We start from the raw sequence: 21,097 nt of genomic DNA on the forward strand, positions 1-21,097 counted from the left end.
GGGTACGGGGGTCAGACCGCCCGGCGCCGGCCCTGGCCGCCCGTGCCGACCCGGCTGCGGGCCGAGGCCGCGGCCGCGCCGCCGCCGGAGGTGGAGCCGGACCCGGCGCGGCGGCCCTGGCCGGCGGCGGAGCCGGAGCCCTGGCCGCCGCCCTGGGCGCGCCGGGGCTGGCCCGAGCCGGAGCCCGCGGGGGCCTGGCCGGAGCCGGAGGCACCGGAGCCGGTGCGGCGGCCGCGGCCGCCGGAGGCGGGGGCGGCGGAGGCGCCGGAGCGCTGGCCGCCGCCCGAGCGGCGGCGCGAGGAGCCCGAGCCGGAGCCCGAACCGGTGCGCGCCTTGGGCTGCGCGGGCTGCGGGACCTCCAGGACCACGGGGATGCCGGAGGGCACGCGGGCGCCGGTCAGCCGGACGAGTTCCTCGTCGGAGGACTTGATCTGGGCGGTGCGCGGGGAGATCCCCGCGTCCGACATCAGCCGGGTCATGTCCCGCTTCTGGTCGGGCAGGACCAGGGTGACGACGCTGCCGGACTCGCCGGCGCGGGCGGTGCGGCCGCCGCGGTGCAGGTAGTCCTTGTGGTCGACCGGCGGGTCGATGTTGACGACCAGGTCGAGGTCGTCGATGTGGATGCCGCGCGCGGCCACGTTGGTGGCGATCAGCGCGGTGACCTCGCCGGTCTTGAACCAGTCCAGGGTGCGGTTGCGCTGCGGCTGCGAGCGGCCGCCGTGCAGGCCGGAGGCGCGGACGCCGTCCGCGAGGAGCTTCTTGACCATGCGGTCGACGCCGCGCTTGGTGTCGACGAACATGATGACCCGGCCGTCACGTGCGGCTATACGCGTCGCCACGGCCTTCTTGTCGGTCTCGTCCATGACGTACAGGACGTGGTGCTCCATGGTGGTGACCGCGCCGGCCGACGGGTCGACGGAGTGGCCGACCGGGTCGTTGAGGAACATCTTGACGAGCTTGTCGACGTTCTTGTCGAGGGTCGCCGAGAACAGCATGGTCTGCCCGCCGGGCTCGACCTGCTTGAGCAGGGCGGTGACCTGCGGCATGAAGCCCATGTCGGTCATCTGGTCGGCCTCGTCGAGGACGGTGATCGAGACCTGCGAGAGGTCGGCGTCACCGCGGTCGATGAGGTCCTTCAGGCGGCCGGGGGTGGCGACGAGCACCTCGGCGCCGCGGCGCAGGGCGCCGGACTGCCGGTTGATCGACATACCGCCGACGACGGTGGCGAGGCGCAGGTTGACGGCCGTGGCGTACGGGGCCAGGGCGTCGGTCACCTGCTGCGCCAGCTCGCGGGTCGGTACGAGGACCAGCGCGAGCGGCGCCTTGGGCTGCGCGCGGCGGCCGGCGGTGCGGGAGAGCACGGCCAGGCCGAAGGCGAGGGTCTTGCCGGAGCCGGTGCGGCCGCGGCCGAGCAGGTCGCGCCCCGCGAGGGAGTTCGGCAGGGTGGCGGCCTGGATCGGGAACGGCTCGGTCACGCCCTGGGCGGCGAGGGTCTTCAGCAGCGCCTCGGGCATGTCCATGTCCTCGAACGCGGCCACCGGCGGGAGGGCCGGGACCTGCGGTTCGGGCATGGTGAATTCCTGGGGCCGGGCCACGGGTGCGGGCTTCTGCCGGCCCGCACCAGCCTTCGGACGTCCCTGGGCCGCGCCTCGGCCCCGGCTGGGGCGGCGGCTGGGTCGTGCGGAGCTGGAGCTGGTCATGCGGAAAAGCCCTCCTGAAACCGGCAGGTCAGACAAACGGTCGAAACAGCAGACAAGCCGGGGCCCGCACCTCGCGGTGCGGACCCCGGCATGCTGAGAAAATTAGGCGGGGATGATGTTCTCCGCCTGGGGGCCCTTCTGGCCCTGGGTCACGTCGAAGGACACGCGCTGGCCCTCCTGGAGCTCACGGAAGCCCTGGGTGGCGATGTTCGAGTAGTGGGCGAACACGTCCGGACCGCCACCGTCCTGCTCGATGAAGCCGAAGCCCTTTTCCGAGTTGAACCACTTCACGGTGCCAAGTGCCATTTGAATCTCCTGAATAGGCGGCAAGGGCCCCATCCGGGAGAATCCGGCAAAAACAATAAAAGCGCCTGCGGAGCAATCCCGTCAGGCGCACATAAAGTTCATGGGTACCACAACTGCAACGTGACCAAGCTAGCACACTTCCCGCCGATCTCGCTTCCCCGCGCGGACGACAGCGCGGCGTGTCCGGGGCGGGGCGGCGTGCGGCCCCGCCCCGTGCCGGCTCGCGGCGCCCGGATCAGAGGCGTTCGATGATCGTGACGTTGGCCTGGCCGCCGCCCTCGCACATGGTCTGGAGGCCGTAGCGGCCGCCGGTGCGCTCCAGCTCGTGCAGGAGCGTGGTCATCAGCTTCACTCCGGTCGCGCCCAGGGGGTGGCCCAGGGCGATGGCGCCGCCGTTGACGTTCACCCGGGCGGGGTCGGCGCCCGTCTCCTTCAGCCAGGCGAGCACGACGGGGGCGAAGGCCTCGTTGATCTCGACCAGGTCGATGGCGTCCAGGGTCAGGCCCGTCTTCTTCAGGGCGTGCGCGGTGGCCGGGATCGGGGCCGACAGCATCCGGATCGGGTCCTCGCCGCGCACCGACAGGTGGTGGATGCGGGCGCGGGGGGTGAGGCCGTGCTCGGCGACGGCCCGTTCGGAGGCGATCAGCATGGCCGCGGCGCCGTCGGAGACCTGGGAGGAGACGGCGGCCGTGATGGTGCCGCCCTCGACCACCGGCTTGAGGCCGGCCATCTTCTCCAGGGTGGTGTCGCGGCGCGGGCCCTCGTCCACGGTCACGTCCCCGTACGGGACGGTCTCGCGGTCGAAGCGGCCCTCGTCGATCGCGCGGAGGGCCCGCCGGTGGGAGGTGAGGGCGAACTCCTCCATGTCCCGGCGCGAGATCCCCCACTTCTCGGCGATGAGCTGCGCCCCGTGGAACTGGTTGACGGGGGCGTCGCCGTAGCGGGCGCGCCAGCCGGCCGAGCCCGCGTAGGGGCCCTCGGTGAGGCCGAGCGGTGCGGCCGCCTGCCGGGAGGCGAAGGCGATCGGGATCATCGACATGTTCTGGGTGCCGCCCGCGACGACCAGGTCCTGGGTGCCGGAGAGGACGCCCTGGGCGGCGAAGTGCACGGCCTGCTGGGAGGAGCCGCACTGCCGGTCGACGGTGACCCCGGGGACCTCCTCGGGCAGGCCGGCGGCCAGCCAGGCGGTACGGGCGATGTCCCCGGCCTGCGGGCCCACCGTGTCCAGGCAGCCGAAGACCACGTCCTCCACGGCGGCCGGGTCCACCCCGGTGCGCTCGACGAGCGCCTTGAGGACGTGCGCGCCCAGGTCGGCGGGGTGGACCTGGGACAGGCCACCACCGCGCCGGCCCACGGGGGTGCGTACGGCGTCGACTATGTAGGCCTCGGGCATCGGGGGGCTCCTCTGCTGGCTGCGGGTGTCCTAGGGGCGTACGGCGATCCCGTCGAGCACCATCGACAGGTACTGGCGGGCGATCTCCTCGGGGCTGTGCTGGCCGCCCGGCCGGTACCAGGACGCCGCGACCCACACCGTGTCGCGCACGAAGCGGTAGGTGAGGCGGATGTCGAGGTCGGCCCGGAAGACCCGGGCGGCGACGCCCCGCTCCAGCGTGCCCAGCCAGGCCTTCTCGAACTTCACCTGCGAGTCGGAGAGGTAGTGGAAGCGGGGCTGCGCGGAGAGGGTGCGGGCCTCCTTCTGGTAGATCGCGACGGCGGCGCGGTGCCGGTCGATCTCCCGGAAGGACTCGGTGACGAGGGCCTCGATGGTCTCCCGGGGGCCGAGGCCGGCCGCGAGGACGGTGTCGTACCCGTCCCACAGCTCGTTCAGGAAGGCCGAGAGGATCTCGTCGAGCATCGATTCCTTGGAATCGAAGTGGTAGTAGAGGCTGCCGGCGAGCATCCCGGCGGCGTCGGCGATCTTGCGGACGGTGGTGGCGTTGTAGCCCTGGGCGGCGAAGACCTCGGCGGCGGTGTCGAGGAGCTCCCGACGCCGCTCGGGTGAGGCGCTCACCTGCGGCTTCTTCTTCGCCCGCGGCTCGGCGGTCGGCTCTGCGGTCGGCTCGGCGGTCGGCTTGTTCGTTGGCACGCGCCCATTGTGCGGCTAGGCGCGCTGGCTGCTGACCGAGACGGTCTCGCCCGTCATGTAGGACGAGTAGCCGCTGGCCAGGAAGACGATGACGTTGGCGACCTCCCAGGGCTCGGCGTAGCGGCCGAAGGCCTCGCGGGCGGTGAGTTCGGCCAGCAGTTCCTCGCTGGTGACCTTCACCAGGTGCGGGTGCATGGCCAGGCTCGGCGCGACCGCGTTGACCCGTACGCCGAACTCCGCCGCCTCCAGCGCCGCGCAGCGGGTCAGGGCCATCACCCCGGCCTTGGCGGCGGCGTAGTGGGCCTGGCCGGTCTGGGCGCGCCAGCCGATGACGGAGGCGTTGTTGACGATGACGCCGGCGCGGCCGGAGTCCTTGAAGGCGCGCAGGGCGGCGCGGGTGCAGCGGAAGGTGCCGTTCAGGGTGACGTCGAGGACGCGGGTCCACTGCTCGTCCGTCATGTCGACGAGGTCGGCGGTGCCGCCGAGCCCGGCGTTGTTTACCACGACGTCGAGGCCGCCGTGGAGCCGCCCGGCGTGCGCGAACAGGGTCCGGACCTGGTCCTCGTCGGTGACGTCACAGGGCAGGGAGGCGATCCGGTCCGCGCCGAACTCGGCGGTGAGGGCGGCCTCGGTCTCCTTCAGGCGGCGGGCGTGGGCGTCGCCGATCAGGACACGGGCCCCCTCCTCCAGGAAGCGGCGGGCGGTGGCGCCGCCGATGCCCGCGCCGGCCGCGGCCGTGACGACGGCGGTGCGGCCGCGCAGCAGACCGTGGGCGGGGACGTAGGCGGGCGCCCCGTTGCGGGACTCCTCGACGCTGCTCATGGCCGTACGTTAACCTACCAAACACTTGTTAGGGAAGGCGTGCGGGTGCGTGTGAAGGAGGCGGACGGCTGATGGATCTCGACCACTCCCCCGAGGTGGCGGCCTTCCGGGCCGAGGCCCGGGACTGGCTGCACGACCACGTGCCGGATGCCCCCCTTCCCTCGCTGGAGACGGAGGAGGGCTTCGCGGCGCACCGCGCGTGGGAGGCCGAGCTGCACGCCGGCCGCTGGTCGGCGGTGTCCTGGCCCGAGGAGTACGGGGGCCGGGGCGCGGACATCGAGCGGTGGCTGGTCTTCGAGGAGGAGTACTGGGCGGCGGGCGCGCCCGGCCGGGTCTCGCAGAACGGCATCAGCCTGCTGGCCCCGACCCTCTTCGACCACGCCACGCCCGCGCAGCGGGCGCGGGTGCTGCCGTCCATGGCGAGCGGTGAGGTGATCTGGGCGCAGGCCTGGTCCGAGCCGGAGTCGGGTTCCGACCTGGCCTCGCTGAGGTCGCGGGCGGAGCGCACCGAGGGCGGCTGGCTGCTGTCGGGGCAGAAGACCTGGTCCTCGCGGGCCGCCTTCGCCGACCGGGCCTTCGGGATCTTCCGCAGCGATCCGGGGGCCGCCCGACCGCACCAGGGGCTGACGTACCTGATGTTCGACCTGCGCGCGCCGGGCGTGACGGTACGGCCCATCGGGCGCCTCGACGGCAAGCCGGCCTTCGCGGAGCTGTTCCTGGACCGGGTGTTCGTCCCCGACGAGGACGTGATCGGGGAGCCCGGGCAGGGCTGGCGGATCGCGATGTCGACCACCGGCAACGAGCGGGGGCTCACCCTGCGCTCCCCCGGCCGGTTCCTGGCCGCCGCCGGCCGGCTGGCCGCCCTGTGGCGCGAGCGGGGGGACCCGGCGGACACGGCGCTGCGCGACCGGGTCGCGGACGCGGTGGTGGGGGCGCGCGCCTACGAGCTGTTCACCTGGGCCGGAGCCACCCGCTTCGCGGCGGGCGGGGAGATCGGCGCCGAGTCCAGCCTGAACAAGGTGTTCTGGTCCCAGTACGACATCGCCCTGCACGAGACGGCCCTGGACCTGCTGGGCCCGGAGGCGGAGCTGGCGGACGGGCCGTGGGCCGAGCCGTGGGTGTTCTCGCTGGCCGGTCCGATCTACGCGGGGACGAACGAGATCCAGCGCAACATCATCGCCGAGCGGCTGCTCGGCCTTCCGAAGGGCCGCCGCTGATGCGCTTCCAGCCGACCGGTGAACAGTCCGATTTCGCCCGCACCCTGCGCTCCCTGCTGGCCGCGGCGGAGGTCCCGGCGACGGTGCGGGCCTGGGCGGCCGGGGACCACGGGCCCGGGCTGGCCCTCTGGTCCCGGCTCGCGGACACCGGCCTGTGGGCGCTGGCCGCGCCGGAGGCGTACGAGGGGCTGGGGCCGCTCCCGGTGGAGCTGGCCCTGGCCTTCATGGAGCTGGGGCGGGCGGGGGTGGCGGGTCCGGCGGTGGAGACGGCCGCGGCGGCGGTGCTGCTGGGGGAGCTGGCCCGGCTCGGCGAGGAGGGCCCGGCGAAACGCTTCCTCCCGGGGCTGGTGGCGGGAGACACCCTGGCCACCCTGACCCTGCCGGGCGGCTCCCCGTACGCCCTGGACGCGGACGCGGCGACGTACTGCTTCACGGTGTCGGAGCCGGGTGGGCCGCGCCCGGCGGCGGGCACCGCCTCGGGCCCCGCGGGGGCCGGTGCGCGCTCGGAGGCCGTGGAGCTGCGGCTGGCGGGGGGTCGGGGGGAGCGGCTGGCCTCCTTGGACCCGGCGCGCGGGCTCGGGGTGCCGCGGGTGGGCGGGGAGCTGCTGGCGGCCGGTCCGGCGGTGGCGGCCGCCGCCGGGGCCGCCGCGCGGTGGGCGCGGCTGCTGACGGCGGCCCAGTGCCTGGGCGTCGGCGAGGCCCTGCTGGGCCGCACGGTGGAGTACGTGAAGCAGCGCACCCAGTTCGGGGCGCCCGTCGGCAGCTTCCAGGCGGTCAAGCACCGGCTGGCGGACACCCTGCTGGAGCTGGAGTTCGCCCGGCCGCTGCTGTGGGCGGCCGCGCTGTCCCTGTCGGACGGGGACGTCGCGGCGGCGAAGCTGACCGCCGGCGAGGCCGCGTACGGGGCCGCCCGCACCGCCCTCCAGCTGCACGGGGCCGTCGGCTACACGGAGGAGCTGGACCTGTCCCTGTGGCTGCGCAAGGCCCGGCCGCTGCGCGACGCCTGGGGCAGCCCGTCGCAGTGCCGGGCGGCGGTGGTCCGGGGGCTGCCTCAGACGACGGCCACGCGGAGGGTGACCACGTAGGCCTCCTCGACCGTCCCGTCGGGGAACAGCTCCAGCAGCCGTTCCCGCTCGGCCCCGGTGAACTCCCGGGTGGCGCTCTCCCCGAGGAGGAGGAAGGCGGAGTGGCTGGAGAGGTTGGCCAGGTGCGCGTCCAGCGGGATCCGGCGCGACCAGCGGACCTCGCAGGTGGTGAGGCCCAGCTCCTCGGGGTCCTCCCGCGGCTGGGTCCCGGCGGGGACGCCGAGGAGGGCGGCGATCCGCTCGTCCTGCTCGGCGAGCCAGGGAACGGTCAGGTCCAGGTCGTTCCACCAGAGGGCGAGGGCCCCGCCCGGGCGCAGCACGCGGCGGGCCTCGGGGACGGAACGGGCCGGGTCGGTCCAGTGCCAGGCCTGGGCGTAGGTCAGGAAGTCGAGGGAGCCGGAGGCCAGGGGGAGGCGGTCGCCGTCACCGCGCACGATCGGGATCCCGGGGTGCGCGCGGCGGAACTCCGCGGCCATGCCGTCACCGGGCTCCACGGCGAGCACCCGCGCCCCGCGGGCGTGCAGCAGGGCGCTGGCGATCCCGGTCCCGGCCCCCGCGTCCGCCACCCTGGCCCCGCGCAGGCTCGCCCCGGCGAGTTCCTCGACGGCGTCGAACAGCGCGTCGGGGTACCCGGGGCGGGAGGCGTGGTAGAGGGCGGCGGCGGCATCGAAGGACCTGGCACGAGTCGTCATGCCGCCATTCTTTCCCGTGCCCGCGACCAGGAGGAGAGCCTGCCCGGCCAGGACCGCACCGGGCCGGAAACGACTTCGGGCGGCTCCCGGAGAACCGGGAACCGCCCGAAGGTCAGGTGCGCCGCCAGGGACTCGAACCCCGGACCCGCTGATTAAGAGTCAGCTGCTCTAACCAACTGAGCTAGCGGCGCCTTCGAGAAGGAAGGTACCCGCCCGGCGCGACTGCTCCAAATCGCACCCCCTCCGACCGGCCCGTGCCCCCTCCGACTCCGTCCCACCGCACGGGTACGGGCACCGACACCGGACCACCGCGCGGGCCGGGACCACCACCCCGCCCGGGACCGCCGCGCGGGTACGTCGCCGACCTCGCCGTCGGCCCGGCCGTCGGCCACCCCGGCGGCGACCCGCGCCGCCGGCCGCGCCGAGGCAGGCGCGCGACACGGTCACCCCGCCCCGCCGGCCGCCCCGCACCGGTCCGGTCCGGTCCGGTCCGGTCCGGTCCGGCGGCCAGGGTGACCCGCAGGGGCGGGCCCGTATCTTCCGGATCAGGCCCGGCCGCGCCCGCCCGTGGCCGCGATCCAGGCCGCCGCCCCCGCCCGGGCCGCCGCCGCGGCCGGCAGCGGCAGGCCGAGGAAGCCGTGGAAGACCCCCGGGTGGAGCCGGACCTCGCAGTCCACCCCCGCCTCCCCCAGCCGGCGCGCGTACGCGAGCCCCTCGTCCCGCAGCAGGTCGCAGTCGGCGAGGACGATCAGCGTGCGCGGCAGCCCGGACAGGTCCGGCGCGCGCAGCGGCGAGACGTGCGGGTGGGCGGGGTCGCCGCCGTACCTGTCCCAGTACCAGGCCATGTGCGCGGCGGTGTGGAAGTACCCGCTCCCGTACACCGCCACCGACTCCGACCCCATCGAGGCGTCCAGCGGCGGGTACACCAGCAGCTGGCCGGCGAGCAGTTCCGGCGCCCGCAGCGCGGTGACGGCCGCCAGGTTGCCCCCGCTGGAGTCCCCAGCCACCACCACCCGCCCCGGGTCGCAGCCCAGCCGGTGCGCCCCGGCCCGCGCCCACAGCAGCACCGCCAGCGCGTCGTCGGCCGCCGCCGGCCAGGGGTGCTCCGGGGCCAGCCGGTAGCCGGCCGAGACCACCACCGCCCCCGAGGCCGCGGCCAGCTCACGGCAGAGGGCGTCGTGCGTGTCGATCCCGCACATCACCCAGCCCCCGCCGTGCAGGTACACCACGAGCACCCGCCCCCGCTCCCCCGGCGCGGGGTCGTACACCCGCACCGGCACCCCGCCGGCCTCGGTGTCCCGCACCGAGGCCGGTTCCGGCCCCCGCCCACCCGGCCGCTCCGCCCCGGCCGCCACCGCCGCCCGCAGGGCCGCCACGTCCCCGGGCCCCGGGAAGCCCGCCGTCATGACCTCGCACAGCGCCCGCGCCTCGGGCGACAGCCCGTCCCGCGACTCTCGCCCCTCCCCCGAACCCCCGCTCATCGCGCCGTCATCCCCCCGTCGACCACCAACTCGGCACCCGTGACGTACGAGGAGGACTCCGAGCACAGGAAGAGAACCAGCTCCCCCACCTCCCCCGGGCGCCCCATCCGCCCCAGCGGCACGTGCGACCAGTCCCGCCCCTCGACCGCTCCGGCCACCATGGGCGTGTCGATGGCGCCGGGGTGCACCGAGTTGACCCGGATCCCGTCACCGGCCAGGTCCAGCGCCGCCGAGCGGGTCAGCCCGCGCAGGCCGGCCTTCGTGGAGCCGTAGGCCGCGTGGCCCCGGAGGCCGACCAGCCCGGCGGTGGAGGAGACGTTCACGATCGAGCCGCCCCCGCCCGCGCGGAGCACCGGCGCCACCGCCTGGATCCCGAGGAACGGCCCCAGCAGGTTGACCCGCAGCAGCTCTTCGAAGCCCTCCCTGCTCTGCTCCTCCACGTGCGCGGTGCGCCACAGGGCGGCGTTGTTGACCAGCGCCGACACCGTCCCGAAGGCGGCCACCGCCTCCCGGACCACCCCGGCCCAGCTGTCGGCGTCGGCCACGTCGTGCCGTACGAACAGACCCCGGTCGCCCAGTTCCGCGGCCACCGCCCGGCCCTCCTCCTCCCGGAGGTCGGTCACGACGACCCGCGCCCCGGCCCGCGCGCACAGCCTGGCCTCCTCTGCGCCCTGGCCGCGCCCGGCGCCGGTGACGACGACGACCTTTCCGTCCAGCGAGATCACGCTTCCTCCATACGAACAGCGGGAGTTGAACAGCGACCCGACGACTCATATACCTAATAGGCATATACCTAGCAGCCATATCAAACGCAGGGAAGGGCGCCGCCGGAACCGGTCGTAGACTGCGCTGCGTGGCAGACGAGACGACAGTGGAGACCCCCGGCGGGGCGGCCCGGCGTGCGCTCCCCGCGACCAGCTGGGCAGTGCTCGGACTGCTCTCCTTCGGCGAGGAACTCTCCGGCTACGACCTGAAGAAGTGGTCGGACTGGTCGCTGCGCTTCTTCTACTGGAGCCCCTCCTTCAGCCAGATCTACAGCGAGCTCAAGCGCCTGGAGAAGGCCGGCTACGCCTCCTCCCGGATGGTCGCCCAGGACACCGGCACCCGCGACAAGCGGGTCTACCGGATCACCGAAACCGGCATGGACGCCGTACGGCGGTGGGCGCGCGAGGCGCCCGTCGACCCTCCGGTGCTCAAGCACGGGCCGATGCTGCGGTTGTGGCTGGGCCACCTCCTGGAGCCGGAACAGATGCGCGAACTCCTCCTCCAGCAGCAGCGGTTCGCCGAGGGCATGCGGCGCGGAGCGGAGGCCGACGTGGCGGCGGCGCAGGGGGAGGAGGCCTGGGCCTACCCCACCCTGACCCTCAAGTGGGCCGAGCGGTACTACGCCTCCGAGCGCGATCTCGCGGCGGCCATGCTGGAGGACATCGAAGCCCTGAGCGCCCGCCCGCGCACGGACACCGCACCATGACGGGAGGCGGCGGCGCCATCAGCCTGCGCAAGATCGAGGAGACGGCCCCGGCCCTGGTCAGCCTCTACGAGAACGCGGGCGTCTCGCTGCGCAAGCACGGCCTGGAGGGCGGCCGGGCCGCCGTCTACCTGGTCCTGGACCGCTCCGGCTCCATGCGCCCCTACTACGCGGACGGCACCGTACAGGCCTTCGCGGACCTGGTCCTGGGCCTGTCCGCCCAGCTCGACTCCGACGGCCGCGTGCCGGTCGTCTTCTTCTCCACCGACGTCGACGCGATCGAGGAGGTCCCCCTCACCGGCCACGGGGGCCGGGTCACGGAGATCGCCGCCGGCCTCGGCCACATGGGCAAGACCGCCTACCACCTGGCGATGGACGCGGTGATCGACCACTACCTGGACTCGGGCTCCACCGACCCCGCCCTGGTCGTCTTCCAGACGGACGGCGGCCCGGTGAACAAGCTGGCGGCGGAGCGCTACCTGTGCAAGGCCGCCCGCCTGCCCCTCTTCTGGCAGTTCGTCGGCTTCGGCAACACCCGCAGCAGCCAGTTCGACTTCCTGCGCCGCCTGGACGAACTCCCGGTGCCGGACAAACGGGTGGTCGACAACGCGGGCTACTTCCACGCGGGCCCGGACCCGCGCGCCGTACCGGACGCCGACCTGTACGACCGCCTCGTCGCCGAGTTCCCGGCCTGGCTGGCCGCGGCACGCCGGGCGGGCATCGTGCGCGCCTGACCGGCCGCCGGCGGCGGGGCGCGCTTTGATGGACGCATGACGACGAACAACTGGGCAGCGTTCGAGAAGGCGGAACCGGACTTCGCGGAGGCGGTACGGGCCCGCTTCGCGCAGTTCCCCCACCACGTCCTGGCCACCCTGCGCAAGGACGGCTCGCCCCGGCTGACCGGCCTCAACGTGGAGTTCCGCGGCGGGGAACTGTGGCTGGGCATGATGGCGGGCTCACTGAAGGCCCGCGACCTCCAGCACGACCCGCGCTTCGCCCTGCACACCAACCCCGGCCCGGACGACACGATGCCCGACGGGGACGTACGGATCTCGGGCCGCGCCGTCGAGATCGTGGACCCGCCCGAACTCCACCGCTACGCGGAGGAGAAGGACACCCCGCACCCCTTCCACCTCTTCCACGCCGACCTGACCGAGGTGGTCCACACGGCGGTCGACGGCGACGACCTGGTAGTCCGCACCTGGACCCCCACCCACGGCCTCCGCACCCTCCGCCGAGGCAACGACGACGAACCACCCCGCGAGATCCCCGCGTCCTGACCCTCAGGGGGCGCTCCGCACCATCTCCTCCGGTGCCGCCGTACGCCGGGCACGCGCCCGGTCACGGAGCCAGACGGGATCGGCGGCGCCTACCGCACGGCAGCGCGCGTTGTCAGTGCCAGCCCCTAGCGTGGAGGAGACCGACACGGACCCACGGGGGGACCCATGCAGCAGACGTTCCAGCGCCGCCGCCGCACCGCACTCACCCTGGCCCTCGCGGCCACCGCCCTCACCCTGGCCACCGGCACCGCCCAGGCGGCGGACCAGGCCGAACTCCTTCCCTACCCCGGCCCCGACGGGGTGATCTGGGTGCCCGAACAGACCGGCTCCAGCGGCTTCGTCTCGGGCGGCCTCTCTCCCTACCTGGACACCTACACCACCTTCGCCTGCGAGGGCGGCGGCAGCATGGTGGTCTCCTTCACCCTGGACGAACACCCTGACCGCAACCCGGCCCCTTTCACCCTGAACTGCCCCGAGGACACCCCGGCCCAGATCACCATCCCCTTGGGCCCGGGCCTCCACGACGGCTTCGGCGCTGTGGTCACCACCTCGACCCCCACCCTCCGCTGGGGAGCGGTCGTCGTCCAGCCGGAGTAGCCCCCACACACGCCACGGCGCCCGTCATCCCTGGTCGGGGGCATGACGGGCGCCGTGTCGGATCGTGGAGCACTCGAAGCGGACCCACACGGTCTTTCCCACCAGTTGATCGGTGACGCCGAAGTCGTCGGCGAGCTCGGAGACGAGCCACAACCCCCTGCCGCACAGCGCGTCCACCCCGGGCCGCCCGACCACCGGCAGCCCCGGGCCGCTGTCCCTGACCTCGACGCGGACCATGCCCTCCTCCCACACCAGGCGCACGCAGAAGTCGCGCCCGTACGGGACGCCGTGGAGCACGGCATTGGCCGCGAGCTCGGAAGCGCAGAGCCGGATGTCCTCACCCCGATCAGCGATGCCCCACTGCCAGAGCGTGTCACCAGCGAACTGCCGGGCCGCGCGCACCGAGCTGCGTGTCCTGGGAAATCGCTGCTGCCGACAAAGAGTCACGCCACCCACCATCCTGACGCTGAGTTCCAAGGCCGTGACCGACTGTATCGCTGTTCGCGAAAAGCAGCAAGATGATGGAGGCTGAGGTCCGCGGGCGGGCTTCGCATACCGTGGGAGTGCCAACAAAGAGTCGGCGTACGGGAGGACGGCATGAGCGGCAGCGGGTGGACCAGTACGTCGATGCCCTACCTGACCCCACGTACAGCCGGGGCGGCGGACGCGTGGACGGAAGAGACGAGGGCCGCCGGACATCGCGGCGGGCAGCGGATCGTCTACGCCGGCGAAACCTCCGCGAGCTCCGAAGTGGCGGCGCTGCTCGGCACAGACGAGGGCGCGACGGTCGTGGCCCGCCGCCGGATCATTGAACTCGATGGAATCCCTTGTGAGTTGACCGACACCTTCTACCCGGCCCACATCGCATCCGGCACCGCCCTGGCCGGAACCTCGAAGATCCGGGGCGGGTCGGTCTCCCTCCTGGCCTCACTCGGCCACGTCGGAGCACGGGTCGTCGAAACCGTCACGGCGCGGATCCCCACCGACGAGGAGTGCGGACAGCTGGGCATGAGCCGCGAGGAGCCCGTGCTGCGCATCGCCCGCGTCACGTACGACGCGGGCGACACTCCCCTTCAGGCCGACCTCATGGTCATGCCCGCAGGTCGCCAACAGCTGCGCTACGAGACCCAGATCGGATGACCTTGCCCTCCCCTGAAGCCACCGCACCCGACCCCCGCCCCCTGCACGCCCGCATCGCCGCCGACCTGCGCGACGCCATCATGAACGGTGAGCTCACCCCCGGCTCGAACGTACCCTCGACAGCCCGGCTGAAGGAACGCTTCGACGCCTCGAACGCCACCATCCAGAAGGCGCTGCAGCTCCTCAAGGCCGAAGGGCTCGTTGTCGGCCGGGCCGGTGCCGCAGTGACGGTCCGCGAGAACCGGCAGCGGACCGTCCGCCCGGCGTCCTCGCTCACACCGGCAACGGCCGGCGGGGCCCATCCGTGGCTGGCCGAGATCGCCGGACGGCCCGACGCCGAGGTCCATACCGGGCTGATCAGCGTGGGCGAGACCGAGGTACACGGTGACGTCGCTGCCGCCCTCGGCCAGGAGAACGGCTCGTCGGCACTGCTTCGGCGCCAGCTCATCACCCTTGACGGCGAACCCGCCGAACTCGTCAGCTCCTACTACCCGCTGGACCTCACCCGCGGCACCGCCCTCGCCGAACCCCGCAGGATCCGGGGCGGAACCCCGACCTTGCTCACGCAGCTGGGCTTCGCTCCGCGCACGAGCGTGGACCGCGTCTCCGCACGCATCCCCACGCAGGCGGAGCACGCGGCGCTGCGCCTGCACGGCGACCTGCCGGTGCTGCGCACGCTGAGGACCGTCTACAGCGACGGCCACCGGCCGGTCGAGGTCACCGTCATGGTGAAGGCCGGGCACCTGTACGAGCTGCAGTACGAGTTCGCTCCCGAGTAGAACCCGGAAACGCCACGACGCCCGTCATCCCTGGTCGGGGACATGACGGGCGCCGTGTCGAGTGCCGTACTCCGTTGTACGGACCGTATGAGGGGTCTCCCCGGAGGGAGGGGTGACGGGGTTACACCATCAGGGAGCGGTCCGTCGGCTTGACCGGGTACGGGAGGGTGCTCGTGCCCGTGAGGTAGCGGTCCACGCCGCGGGCGGCCGAGCGGCCCTCCGCGATGGCCCACACGATCAGCGACTGGCCGCGGCCCGCGTCGCCGGCCACGAAGACGCCGTCGGCGTTCGTCGCGTACGAGGCGTCGCGGGCGATGTTGCCCCGCTCGTCCAGGTCCACGCCGAACTGCTCGACCAGACCGTTGGCCTGGTCGGTGCCGGTGAAGCCCATCGCCAGGGTGACCAGCTGCGCGGGGAGGACGCGCTCGGTGCCGGGCTTCTGGACCAGCTTGCCGTCCTCGAAGGCGACCTCGACCAGGTGCAGGGCCTGGACGTTGCCGTCCTCGTCGCCCTCGAAGTGGGTGGTGGAGACGGAGTAGATCCGCTCGCCGCCCTCCTCATGGGCCGAGGTGACCTTGTACAGCATCGGGAAGGTCGGCCACGGCATGGCCGCCGGGCGGTCCTCCGACGGGCGGGGCATGATCTCCAGCTGGGTGACCGACAGGGCACCCTGGCGGTGGGCGGTGCCCACGCAGTCCGCGCCGGTGTCGCCGCCACCGATGACGATCACGTGCTTGCCCTCGGCCGTGATGGGGGGCGCCATGAAGTCGCCCTCCTGGACCTTGTTCGCGAGCGGGAGGTACTCCATCGCGAAGTGGATGCCGTTCAGGTCGCGGCCCGGGACCGGCAGGTCGCGGGAGACCGTGGCGCCGGCGGCGACGACGACCGCGTCGAAGCGCTTGCGCAGGTCCGTCGCCGTGATGTCGCGGCCGACCTCGATGCCGGTGCGGAACTTGGTGCCCTCCGCGCGCATCTGCTCGATGCGCCGGTTGATGTGCACCTTCTCCATCTTGAACTCGGGGATGCCGTAGCGCAGCAGCCCGCCGATGCGGTCGGCGCGCTCGTACACGACCACGGTGTGGCCGGCCCGGGTCAGCTGCTGGGCGGCGGCCAGACCGGCCGGGCCGGAGCCGATGACGGCCACGGTCTTGCCGGAGAGGCGCTCGGGCGGCTGCGGGGTGACGTCGCCGTTGTCCCAGGCCTGGTCGATGATCGAGACTTCGACGTTCTTGATCGTGACGGCCGGCTGGTTGATGCCGAGCACGCACGCCGACTCACAGGGAGCGGGGCACAGGCGGCCCGTGAACTCCGGGAAGTTGTTCGTCGCGTGCAGGCGTTCCGCCGCCGCCGACCAGTCCTCGCGGTAGGCGTAGTCGTTCCACTCGGGGATCAGGTTCCCCAGCGGGCAGCCGTTGTGGCAGAACGGGATGCCGCAGTCCATGCAGCGGCCGGCCTGCTTGCTGATGATCGGGAGCAGCGAGCCCTTGACGTAGACCTCGTTCCAGTCCTTGACGCGCTCGGCGACGGGACGGGTGCAGGCGGTCTCGCGGGGGGTGGTGAGGAAGCCCTTCGGGTCAGCCATGGGTCGCCGCCTCCATCATCTTCTCGGTGGTCTCGGACTCGGAGAGTCCGGCCAGCTCAGCGGCGTCCTTGGCGGCGAGCACTGCCTTGTACGTGGTCGGGATGATCTTGCTGAAGCGGGCCGCGGCGGCGTCCCAGTCAGCCAGGAGCTTCGCGGCCACGGTCGAGCCGGTCTCCTCCTCGTGGCGGCGCACCACATCGTGCAGCCACAGCTTGTCCTCGTCCGACGGGGCCTCGACGGCCTCCGCGTTGCCGGAGTTGACCTGGCGGGGGTCGAGGTCGATGACGTACGCGACGCCGCCGGACATGCCCGCCGCGAAGTTGCGGCCGGTCTCGCCGAGGACGACCGCGGTGCCGCCGGTCATGTACTCGCAGCCGTGGTCGCCCACGCCCTCCGAGACGACCAGGGCGCCGGAGTTGCGGACGCAGAAGCGTTCGCCGGTGCGGCCGCGCAGGAACATCTCGCCGCCGGTGGCGCCGTAGCCGATGGTGTTGCCGGCGATGACGGAGTACTCGGCGAGGTGGTCGGCGCCGCGGTCCGGGCGGACCACGACGCGGCCGCCGGAGAGGCCCTTGCCGACGTAGTCGTTGGCGTCGCCCTCCAGGCGCAGGGTGACGCCCTTGGGGAGGAAGGCGCCGAAGGACTGGCCGGCGGAACCCGTGAAGGTCAGGTCGATGGTGTTGTCGGGCAGGCCCGCACCGCCGAACTTCTTGGTGACGTGGTGGCCGAGCATGGTGCCGACGGTCCGGTTGATGTTGCGGATGGCGACCTGGGCGCGGACCGGCTGGGCCGCCTCGGCGGTCTCGGCGTTCAGCGCATCGGCGGCGAGCTCGATCAGCTCGTTGTCGAGGGCCTTCTCCAGACCGTGGTCCTGCTCGATGAGGGCGTGGCGGACCGCGCCCTCGGGCAGGTCCGGCACGTGGAAGAGGGGCTCCAGGTCGAGGCCCTGTGCCTTCCAGTGGGTGACGGCCTTGGTGGTGTCGAGGAGTTCGGCGTGGCCGACGGCCTCCTCGATGGTGCGGAAGCCGAGCTCGGCGAGGATCTCGCGGACCTCTTCGGCGATGAACTCGAAGAAGTTCACGACGAACTCGGGCTTGCCGGAGAACCGCTCGCGCAGGACCGGGTTCTGCGTGGCGACGCCGACCGGGCAGGTGTCCAGGTGGCAGACGCGCATCATGATGCAGCCGGAGACGACGAGCGGCGCGGTCGCGAAACCGAATTCCTCGGCGCCGAGCAGCGCGGCGATGACCACGTCGCGGCCGGTCTTGAGCTGGCCGTCGGTCTGGACGACGATGCGGTCGCGCAGGCCGTTGAGCAGCAGGGTCTGCTGGGTCTCGGCGAGGCCGAGCTCCCAGGGGCCGCCCGCGTGCTTGAGGGACGTCAAAGGAGACGCGCCCGTTCCGCCGTCGTGGCCGGAGATGAGGACGACGTCCGCGTGGGCCTTGGAGACACCGGCCGCGACCGTACCGACGCCGACCTCGGACACGAGCTTCACGTGGATGCGCGCGACCGGGTTGGCGTTCTTGAGGTCGTGGATCAGCTGGGCCAGGTCCTCGATGGAGTAGATGTCGTGGTGCGGCGGCGGGGAGATCAGGCCGACGCCGGGCGTCGAGTGACGCGTCTTGGCGACCCACGGGTAGACCTTGTGGCCGGGCAGCTGGCCGCCCTCGCCGGGCTTGGCGCCCTGGGCCATCTTGATCTGGATGTCGTCCGCGTTGACCAGGTACTCGGAGGTGACGCCGAAGCGGCCGGAGGCGACCTGCTTGATCGCCGAGCGGCGCGCCGGGTCGTAGAGGCGCTCCGGGTCCTCGCCGCCCTCACCGGTGTTGGACTTGGCGCCCAGCTGGTTCATGGCGATGGCGAGGGTCTCGTGCGCCTCCTGGGAGATGGAGCCGTACGACATGGCGCCGGTGGAGAAGCGCTTGACGATCTCGGAGACCGGCTCGACCTCGTCGACGGAGATCGACGGGCGGTCGGACTTGCCCCCCTCGATTCCCTTGATGGCGAAGAGGCCGCGGAGCGTCATGAGGCGCTCGGACTGCTCGTTCACCCGGTCCGTGTACTTGCGGAAGATGTCGTACCGGCGGTTGCGGGTGGCGTGCTGGAGGCGGAAGACCGTCTCCGGGTCGAACAGGTGCGGCTCGCCCTCGCGGCGCCACTGGTACTCGCCGCCGATCTCCAGCGCGCGGTGCGTGGCCGCGATGCCGGAGACGGGGTACGCCTTGGCGTGGCGGGCGGCCACTTCCTTGGCGATGACGTCCAGGCCGGCGCCGCCGATCTTGGTGGCGGTGCCGCTGAAGTAGGTGCCGACGAACTCCTCGTCGAGGCCGACGGCCTCGAAGACCTGGGCGCCGCGGTAGGAGGCGACGGTGGAGATGCCCATCTTGGACATGACCTTGAGGACGCCCTTGCCGAGGGCGTAGATCAGGTTCTTGATGGCCTGCTCGGGCTCGATGCCCTCGATGAAGGTGCCGGCGCGCAGGAGGTCCTCGACGGACTCCATGGCCAGGTACGGGTTGACGGCCGCGGCGCCGTAGCCGATGAGCAGGGCGACGTGGTGGACCTCGCGGACGTCACCGGCCTCGACCAGCAGGCCCACCTGGGTGCGCTGCTTGGTGGCGATGAGGTGGTGGTGCACGGCGGAGGTGAGCAGCAGCGAGGGGATCGGGGCGTGCTCGGCGTCCGAGTGGCGGTCCGACAGGACGATGAGGCGGGCGCCCGCCGCGATGGCGGCGTCGGCCTCGGCGCGGATCTCCTCGATCCGGGCGGCGAGGGCGTCGCCGCCGCCGGAGACCCGGTAGAGGCCGGAGAGCGTGGCGGCCTTCATGCCGGGCATGTCGCCGTCGGCGTTGATGTGGATGAGCTTGGCCAGCTCGTCGTTGTCGATCACCGGGAAGGGCAGGGTGACGCTGCGGCAGGACGCGGCGGTCGGCTCCAGCAGGTTGGACTGCGGGCCGATCGAGGAGAGCAGCGAGGTGACGAGCTCCTCGCGGATGGCGTCCAGCGGCGGGTTGGTGACCTGCGCGAAGAGCTGGGTGAAGTAGTCGAAGAGCAGGCGCGGGCGCTCGGAGAGGGCCGCGATCGGCGAGTCGGTGCCCATGGAGCCGAGCGGCTCGCCGCCGGTGCGGGCCATCGGCGCGAGGATGACGCGCAGCTCTTCCTCGGTGTAGCCGAAGGTCTGCTGGCGGCGGGTGACCGAGGCGTGGGTGTGGACGATGTGCTCGCGCTCGGGCAGGTCCGTCAGCTCGATCTCGCCGGTCTCCAGCCAGTCCGCGTACGGGGCGGCGGAGGCGAGCTCGTCCTTGATCTCGTCGTCCTCGATGATCCGCTTCTGGGCGGTGTCGACGAGGAACATCTTGCCGGGCTGGAGGCGGCCCTTGCGGACGACCTTGGCCGGGTCGATGTCGAGGACGCCGACCTCGGAGCCGAGGACGACGAGGCCGTCGTCGGTGACCCAGTAGCGGCCGGGGCGCAGGCCGTTGCGGTCGAGGACCGCGCCGACCTGGGTGCCGTCGGTGAAGGTGACGCAGGCGGGGCCGTCCCAGGGCTCCATCATCGTGGAGTGGTACTGGTAGAACGCGCGGCGGGCCGGGTCCATGGAGGTGTGGTTCTCCCACGCCTCCGGGATCATCATCAGCACGCTGTGCGGCAGCGAGCGGCCGCCGAGGTGGAGCAGCTCCAGGACCTCGTCGAAGGAGGCGGAGTCGGAGGCGTCCGGGGTGCAGATGGGGAAGATGCGGTCCAGGGCGGCCTCGCCGAAGGCGGAGGTGGCCAGCTGGGACTCGCGGGCCTTCATCCAGTTCCGGTTGCCCTTGACCGTGTTGATCTCGCCGTTGTGCGCGACGAAGCGGTACGGGTGGGCGAGCGGCCAGGACGGGAAGGTGTTCGTCGAGAACCGGGAGTGGACCAGGGCGAGCGCCGAGGCGAAGCGGCGGTCGGAGAGGTCCGGGAAGAAGGGCTCCAGCTGGCCGGTGGTCAGCATGCCCTTGTAGACGATCGTGCGGGCGGAGAGGGACGGGAAGTAGACCCCGGCCTCGCGCTCGGCGCGCTTGCGCAGGACGAACGCCTTGCGGTCCAGCTCGATGCCGGTCGTCCCTCCCCCAGACTCCGTCCGGGAGGTGCCCCCAGAAACGAACAGCTGGGAGAAGGCGGGCATCGTGGTGCGGGCGCCGTTGCCGAGCAGGTCGGGGGTGACCGGCACCTCGCGCCAGCCGAGGACCGTCAGGTTCTCCTCGGCGGCGATGGCCTCGATCTGCTCCACGGCGACGGCCTGTGCGGTGCCGTCGGCGGGGAGGAAGGCGATGCCGACGGCGTAGGCGCCGGCCTCGGGGAGCTCGAATCCCGCGACCTCGCGCAGGAAGGCGTCCGGGACCTGGGACAGGATGCCCGCGCCGTCGCCGGAGTCCGGCTCGGAGCCGGTGGCGCCGCGGTGCTCGAGGTTCCGCAGTACGGTCAGGGCCTGCTCAACAAGGGTGTGGGTGGCCTCGCCGGTGAGGTTCGCCACGAATCCGACGCCGCAGGCGTCCTTCTCGTTGCGCGGGTCGTACATGCCCTGCTGGGCGGGGCGACCGTCCATGGGCGACCAGGCGGTGGTGCTGGGGCCGGTCGCGGAGTGCGTGGATGCGGAACGCATCGGCTCTCCCGTCGTCGTCGTGGCAAATGTGCTGGCCGAGGGACGACGTTGGCCCTCTGCGAAAGTTCGTGCAGGCTACATGATGGCCGTAATTCCGAGAAGCGGATATCACATTCCAACATGCGGACACCACGCGAGGCAGAAAGAAGGGACCTTCGGTGGGCTGCGGGGGGTGGAGCGAGCTTGGAGAGCTTTCCGCGTATACGGCTCGGGATGAAGGCCCCGGCGC

Annotated in this window: 19 protein-coding genes and 1 tRNA gene; 8 read left to right on the plus strand and 12 right to left on the minus strand. The window is 72.7% G+C overall.

Going from position 1 to position 21,097, the window contains the following annotated elements:
- Positions 1-11: 11 nt before the first annotated feature.
- The 5 genes from ACFY0O_RS07205 to ACFY0O_RS07225 form a co-directional block, all read right to left on the minus strand.
- Positions 12-1,700, minus strand: coding sequence for a DEAD/DEAH box helicase (locus tag ACFY0O_RS07205; RefSeq protein WP_388943824.1), 1,689 nt, complete (start codon positions 1,698-1,700; stop codon positions 12-14).
- 102 nt (positions 1,701-1,802) lie between these two features.
- Positions 1,803-2,006, minus strand: coding sequence for a cold-shock protein (locus ACFY0O_RS07210; protein WP_030010141.1), 204 nt, complete (start codon positions 2,004-2,006; stop codon positions 1,803-1,805).
- A gap of 235 nt (positions 2,007-2,241) precedes the next feature.
- Positions 2,242-3,399 (minus strand): acetyl-CoA C-acetyltransferase, encoded by a 1,158-nt coding sequence (locus ACFY0O_RS07215; RefSeq protein WP_388943826.1) that lies wholly within the window; start codon positions 3,397-3,399, stop codon positions 2,242-2,244.
- Between the two features lie 30 nt (positions 3,400-3,429).
- The gene (locus ACFY0O_RS07220) at positions 3,430-4,092 is read right to left on the minus strand and encodes a TetR family transcriptional regulator (RefSeq protein WP_388943828.1); all 663 of its coding nucleotides are present in this window, start codon (positions 4,090-4,092) and stop codon (positions 3,430-3,432) included.
- A 15-nt stretch (positions 4,093-4,107) separates the two neighbouring features.
- A complete protein-coding gene (locus ACFY0O_RS07225) occupies positions 4,108-4,914 on the minus strand; it encodes an SDR family oxidoreductase (protein ID WP_388943830.1) in 807 nt (268 codons plus the stop codon).
- A gap of 71 nt (positions 4,915-4,985) precedes the next feature.
- Here ACFY0O_RS07225 and ACFY0O_RS07230 point away from each other — a divergent pair, with 71 nt between their 5' ends.
- Positions 4,986-6,131, plus strand: coding sequence for an acyl-CoA dehydrogenase family protein (locus tag ACFY0O_RS07230; protein ID WP_388943833.1), 1,146 nt, complete (start codon positions 4,986-4,988; stop codon positions 6,129-6,131).
- Entirely contained in the window at positions 6,131-7,216 is a 1,086-nt protein-coding gene (locus ACFY0O_RS07235) for an acyl-CoA dehydrogenase family protein (RefSeq protein ID WP_388943835.1), read from the plus strand. The genes ACFY0O_RS07230 and ACFY0O_RS07235 overlap by 1 nt, the downstream gene beginning before the upstream one ends.
- Here the strand turns inward: ACFY0O_RS07235 and ACFY0O_RS07240 are convergent.
- The 4 genes from ACFY0O_RS07240 to ACFY0O_RS07255 form a co-directional block, all read right to left on the minus strand.
- The gene (locus tag ACFY0O_RS07240) at positions 7,183-7,908 is read right to left on the minus strand and encodes a class I SAM-dependent methyltransferase (RefSeq protein ID WP_388943836.1); all 726 of its coding nucleotides are present in this window, start codon (positions 7,906-7,908) and stop codon (positions 7,183-7,185) included. The genes ACFY0O_RS07235 and ACFY0O_RS07240 overlap by 34 nt on opposite strands.
- Before the next feature lie 117 nt (positions 7,909-8,025).
- Positions 8,026-8,099 (minus strand) — tRNA-Lys (locus ACFY0O_RS07245).
- 354 nt (positions 8,100-8,453) lie between these two features.
- A complete protein-coding gene (locus ACFY0O_RS07250) occupies positions 8,454-9,389 on the minus strand; it encodes an alpha/beta hydrolase (RefSeq protein ID WP_388943838.1) in 936 nt (311 codons plus the stop codon).
- Positions 9,386-10,114 carry an SDR family NAD(P)-dependent oxidoreductase gene (locus ACFY0O_RS07255; RefSeq protein WP_388943841.1) on the minus strand — a complete coding sequence of 243 codons (729 nt, stop codon included), beginning with the start codon at positions 10,112-10,114 and terminating at the stop codon, positions 9,386-9,388. Before ACFY0O_RS07255 ends, ACFY0O_RS07250 begins: the two co-directional genes overlap by 4 nt.
- A gap of 119 nt (positions 10,115-10,233) precedes the next feature.
- Between ACFY0O_RS07255 and ACFY0O_RS07260 the strand changes: the two genes are divergently transcribed.
- From ACFY0O_RS07260 to ACFY0O_RS07275, 4 genes are all read left to right on the plus strand, one after another.
- Positions 10,234-10,860 (plus strand): PadR family transcriptional regulator, encoded by a 627-nt coding sequence (locus ACFY0O_RS07260; protein WP_388944522.1) that lies wholly within the window; start codon positions 10,234-10,236, stop codon positions 10,858-10,860.
- A complete protein-coding gene (locus tag ACFY0O_RS07265) occupies positions 10,857-11,591 on the plus strand; it encodes a VWA domain-containing protein (protein ID WP_388943843.1) in 735 nt (244 codons plus the stop codon). Before ACFY0O_RS07260 ends, ACFY0O_RS07265 begins: the two co-directional genes overlap by 4 nt.
- Before the next feature lie 36 nt (positions 11,592-11,627).
- A complete protein-coding gene (locus ACFY0O_RS07270) occupies positions 11,628-12,137 on the plus strand; it encodes a pyridoxamine 5'-phosphate oxidase family protein (protein ID WP_388943845.1) in 510 nt (169 codons plus the stop codon).
- A 165-nt stretch (positions 12,138-12,302) separates the two neighbouring features.
- Positions 12,303-12,734, plus strand: a complete 432-nt coding sequence (locus tag ACFY0O_RS07275) for a hypothetical protein (protein ID WP_388943848.1) — start codon at positions 12,303-12,305, stop codon at positions 12,732-12,734.
- A 24-nt stretch (positions 12,735-12,758) separates the two neighbouring features.
- On the opposite strand, the gene ACFY0O_RS07280 is transcribed toward ACFY0O_RS07275, so the two are convergent.
- Positions 12,759-13,193, minus strand: a complete 435-nt coding sequence (locus ACFY0O_RS07280) for an ATP-binding protein (RefSeq protein WP_388944525.1) — start codon at positions 13,191-13,193, stop codon at positions 12,759-12,761.
- A gap of 138 nt (positions 13,194-13,331) precedes the next feature.
- On the opposite strand from ACFY0O_RS07280, the gene ACFY0O_RS07285 reads away from it, so the two are divergent.
- Both ACFY0O_RS07285 and ACFY0O_RS07290 read left to right on the plus strand, forming a co-directional pair.
- Positions 13,332-13,874: a GntR family transcriptional regulator gene (locus tag ACFY0O_RS07285; RefSeq protein WP_388943850.1), complete on the plus strand. Its 543-nt coding sequence runs from the start codon at positions 13,332-13,334 to the stop codon at positions 13,872-13,874.
- Positions 13,871-14,653, plus strand: a complete 783-nt coding sequence (locus ACFY0O_RS07290; RefSeq protein ID WP_388943853.1) for a GntR family transcriptional regulator — start codon at positions 13,871-13,873, stop codon at positions 14,651-14,653. The genes ACFY0O_RS07285 and ACFY0O_RS07290 overlap by 4 nt, the downstream gene beginning before the upstream one ends.
- A 121-nt stretch (positions 14,654-14,774) precedes the next feature.
- Here ACFY0O_RS07290 and ACFY0O_RS07295 read toward each other — a convergent pair whose 3' ends face one another.
- Entirely contained in the window at positions 14,775-16,235 is a 1,461-nt protein-coding gene (locus ACFY0O_RS07295) for a glutamate synthase subunit beta (RefSeq protein WP_388943856.1), read from the minus strand.
- Positions 16,228-20,811, minus strand: coding sequence for a glutamate synthase large subunit (gene gltB / locus ACFY0O_RS07300; RefSeq protein ID WP_388944528.1), 4,584 nt, complete (start codon positions 20,809-20,811; stop codon positions 16,228-16,230). Before gltB ends, ACFY0O_RS07295 begins: the two co-directional genes overlap by 8 nt.
- Between the last annotated feature and the right edge of the window lie 286 nt (positions 20,812-21,097).

Origin of the sequence: Streptomyces sp. NPDC001594, assembly GCF_042893675.1 — a bacterium.
Classification (GTDB): Bacteria; Actinomycetota; Actinomycetes; order Streptomycetales; family Streptomycetaceae; genus Streptomyces.

Coding starts and splice junctions, on each gene's coding strand:
- ACFY0O_RS07250 (WP_388943838.1), bottom strand. CDS start 9,389: ATGAGCGGGGGTTCGGGGGAGGGGCGAGAGTCGCGGGACGGGCTGTCG.
- gltB (WP_388944528.1), bottom strand. CDS start 20,811: ATGGACGGTCGCCCCGCCCAGCAGGGCATGTACGACCCGCGCAACGAG.
- ACFY0O_RS07225 (WP_388943830.1), bottom strand. CDS start 4,914: ATGAGCAGCGTCGAGGAGTCCCGCAACGGGGCGCCCGCCTACGTCCCC.
- ACFY0O_RS07210 (WP_030010141.1), bottom strand. CDS start 2,006: ATGGCACTTGGCACCGTGAAGTGGTTCAACTCGGAAAAGGGCTTCGGC.
- ACFY0O_RS07295 (WP_388943856.1), bottom strand. CDS start 16,235: ATGGCTGACCCGAAGGGCTTCCTCACCACCCCCCGCGAGACCGCCTGC.
- ACFY0O_RS07280 (WP_388944525.1), bottom strand. CDS start 13,193: ATGGTGGGTGGCGTGACTCTTTGTCGGCAGCAGCGATTTCCCAGGACA.
- ACFY0O_RS07230 (WP_388943833.1), top strand. CDS start 4,986: ATGGATCTCGACCACTCCCCCGAGGTGGCGGCCTTCCGGGCCGAGGCC.
- ACFY0O_RS07240 (WP_388943836.1), bottom strand. CDS start 7,908: ATGACGACTCGTGCCAGGTCCTTCGATGCCGCCGCCGCCCTCTACCAC.
- ACFY0O_RS07290 (WP_388943853.1), top strand. CDS start 13,871: ATGACCTTGCCCTCCCCTGAAGCCACCGCACCCGACCCCCGCCCCCTG.
- ACFY0O_RS07285 (WP_388943850.1), top strand. CDS start 13,332: ATGAGCGGCAGCGGGTGGACCAGTACGTCGATGCCCTACCTGACCCCA.
- ACFY0O_RS07205 (WP_388943824.1), bottom strand. CDS start 1,700: ATGACCAGCTCCAGCTCCGCACGACCCAGCCGCCGCCCCAGCCGGGGC.
- ACFY0O_RS07265 (WP_388943843.1), top strand. CDS start 10,857: ATGACGGGAGGCGGCGGCGCCATCAGCCTGCGCAAGATCGAGGAGACG.
- ACFY0O_RS07215 (WP_388943826.1), bottom strand. CDS start 3,399: ATGCCCGAGGCCTACATAGTCGACGCCGTACGCACCCCCGTGGGCCGG.
- ACFY0O_RS07235 (WP_388943835.1), top strand. CDS start 6,131: ATGCGCTTCCAGCCGACCGGTGAACAGTCCGATTTCGCCCGCACCCTG.
- ACFY0O_RS07270 (WP_388943845.1), top strand. CDS start 11,628: ATGACGACGAACAACTGGGCAGCGTTCGAGAAGGCGGAACCGGACTTC.
- ACFY0O_RS07275 (WP_388943848.1), top strand. CDS start 12,303: ATGCAGCAGACGTTCCAGCGCCGCCGCCGCACCGCACTCACCCTGGCC.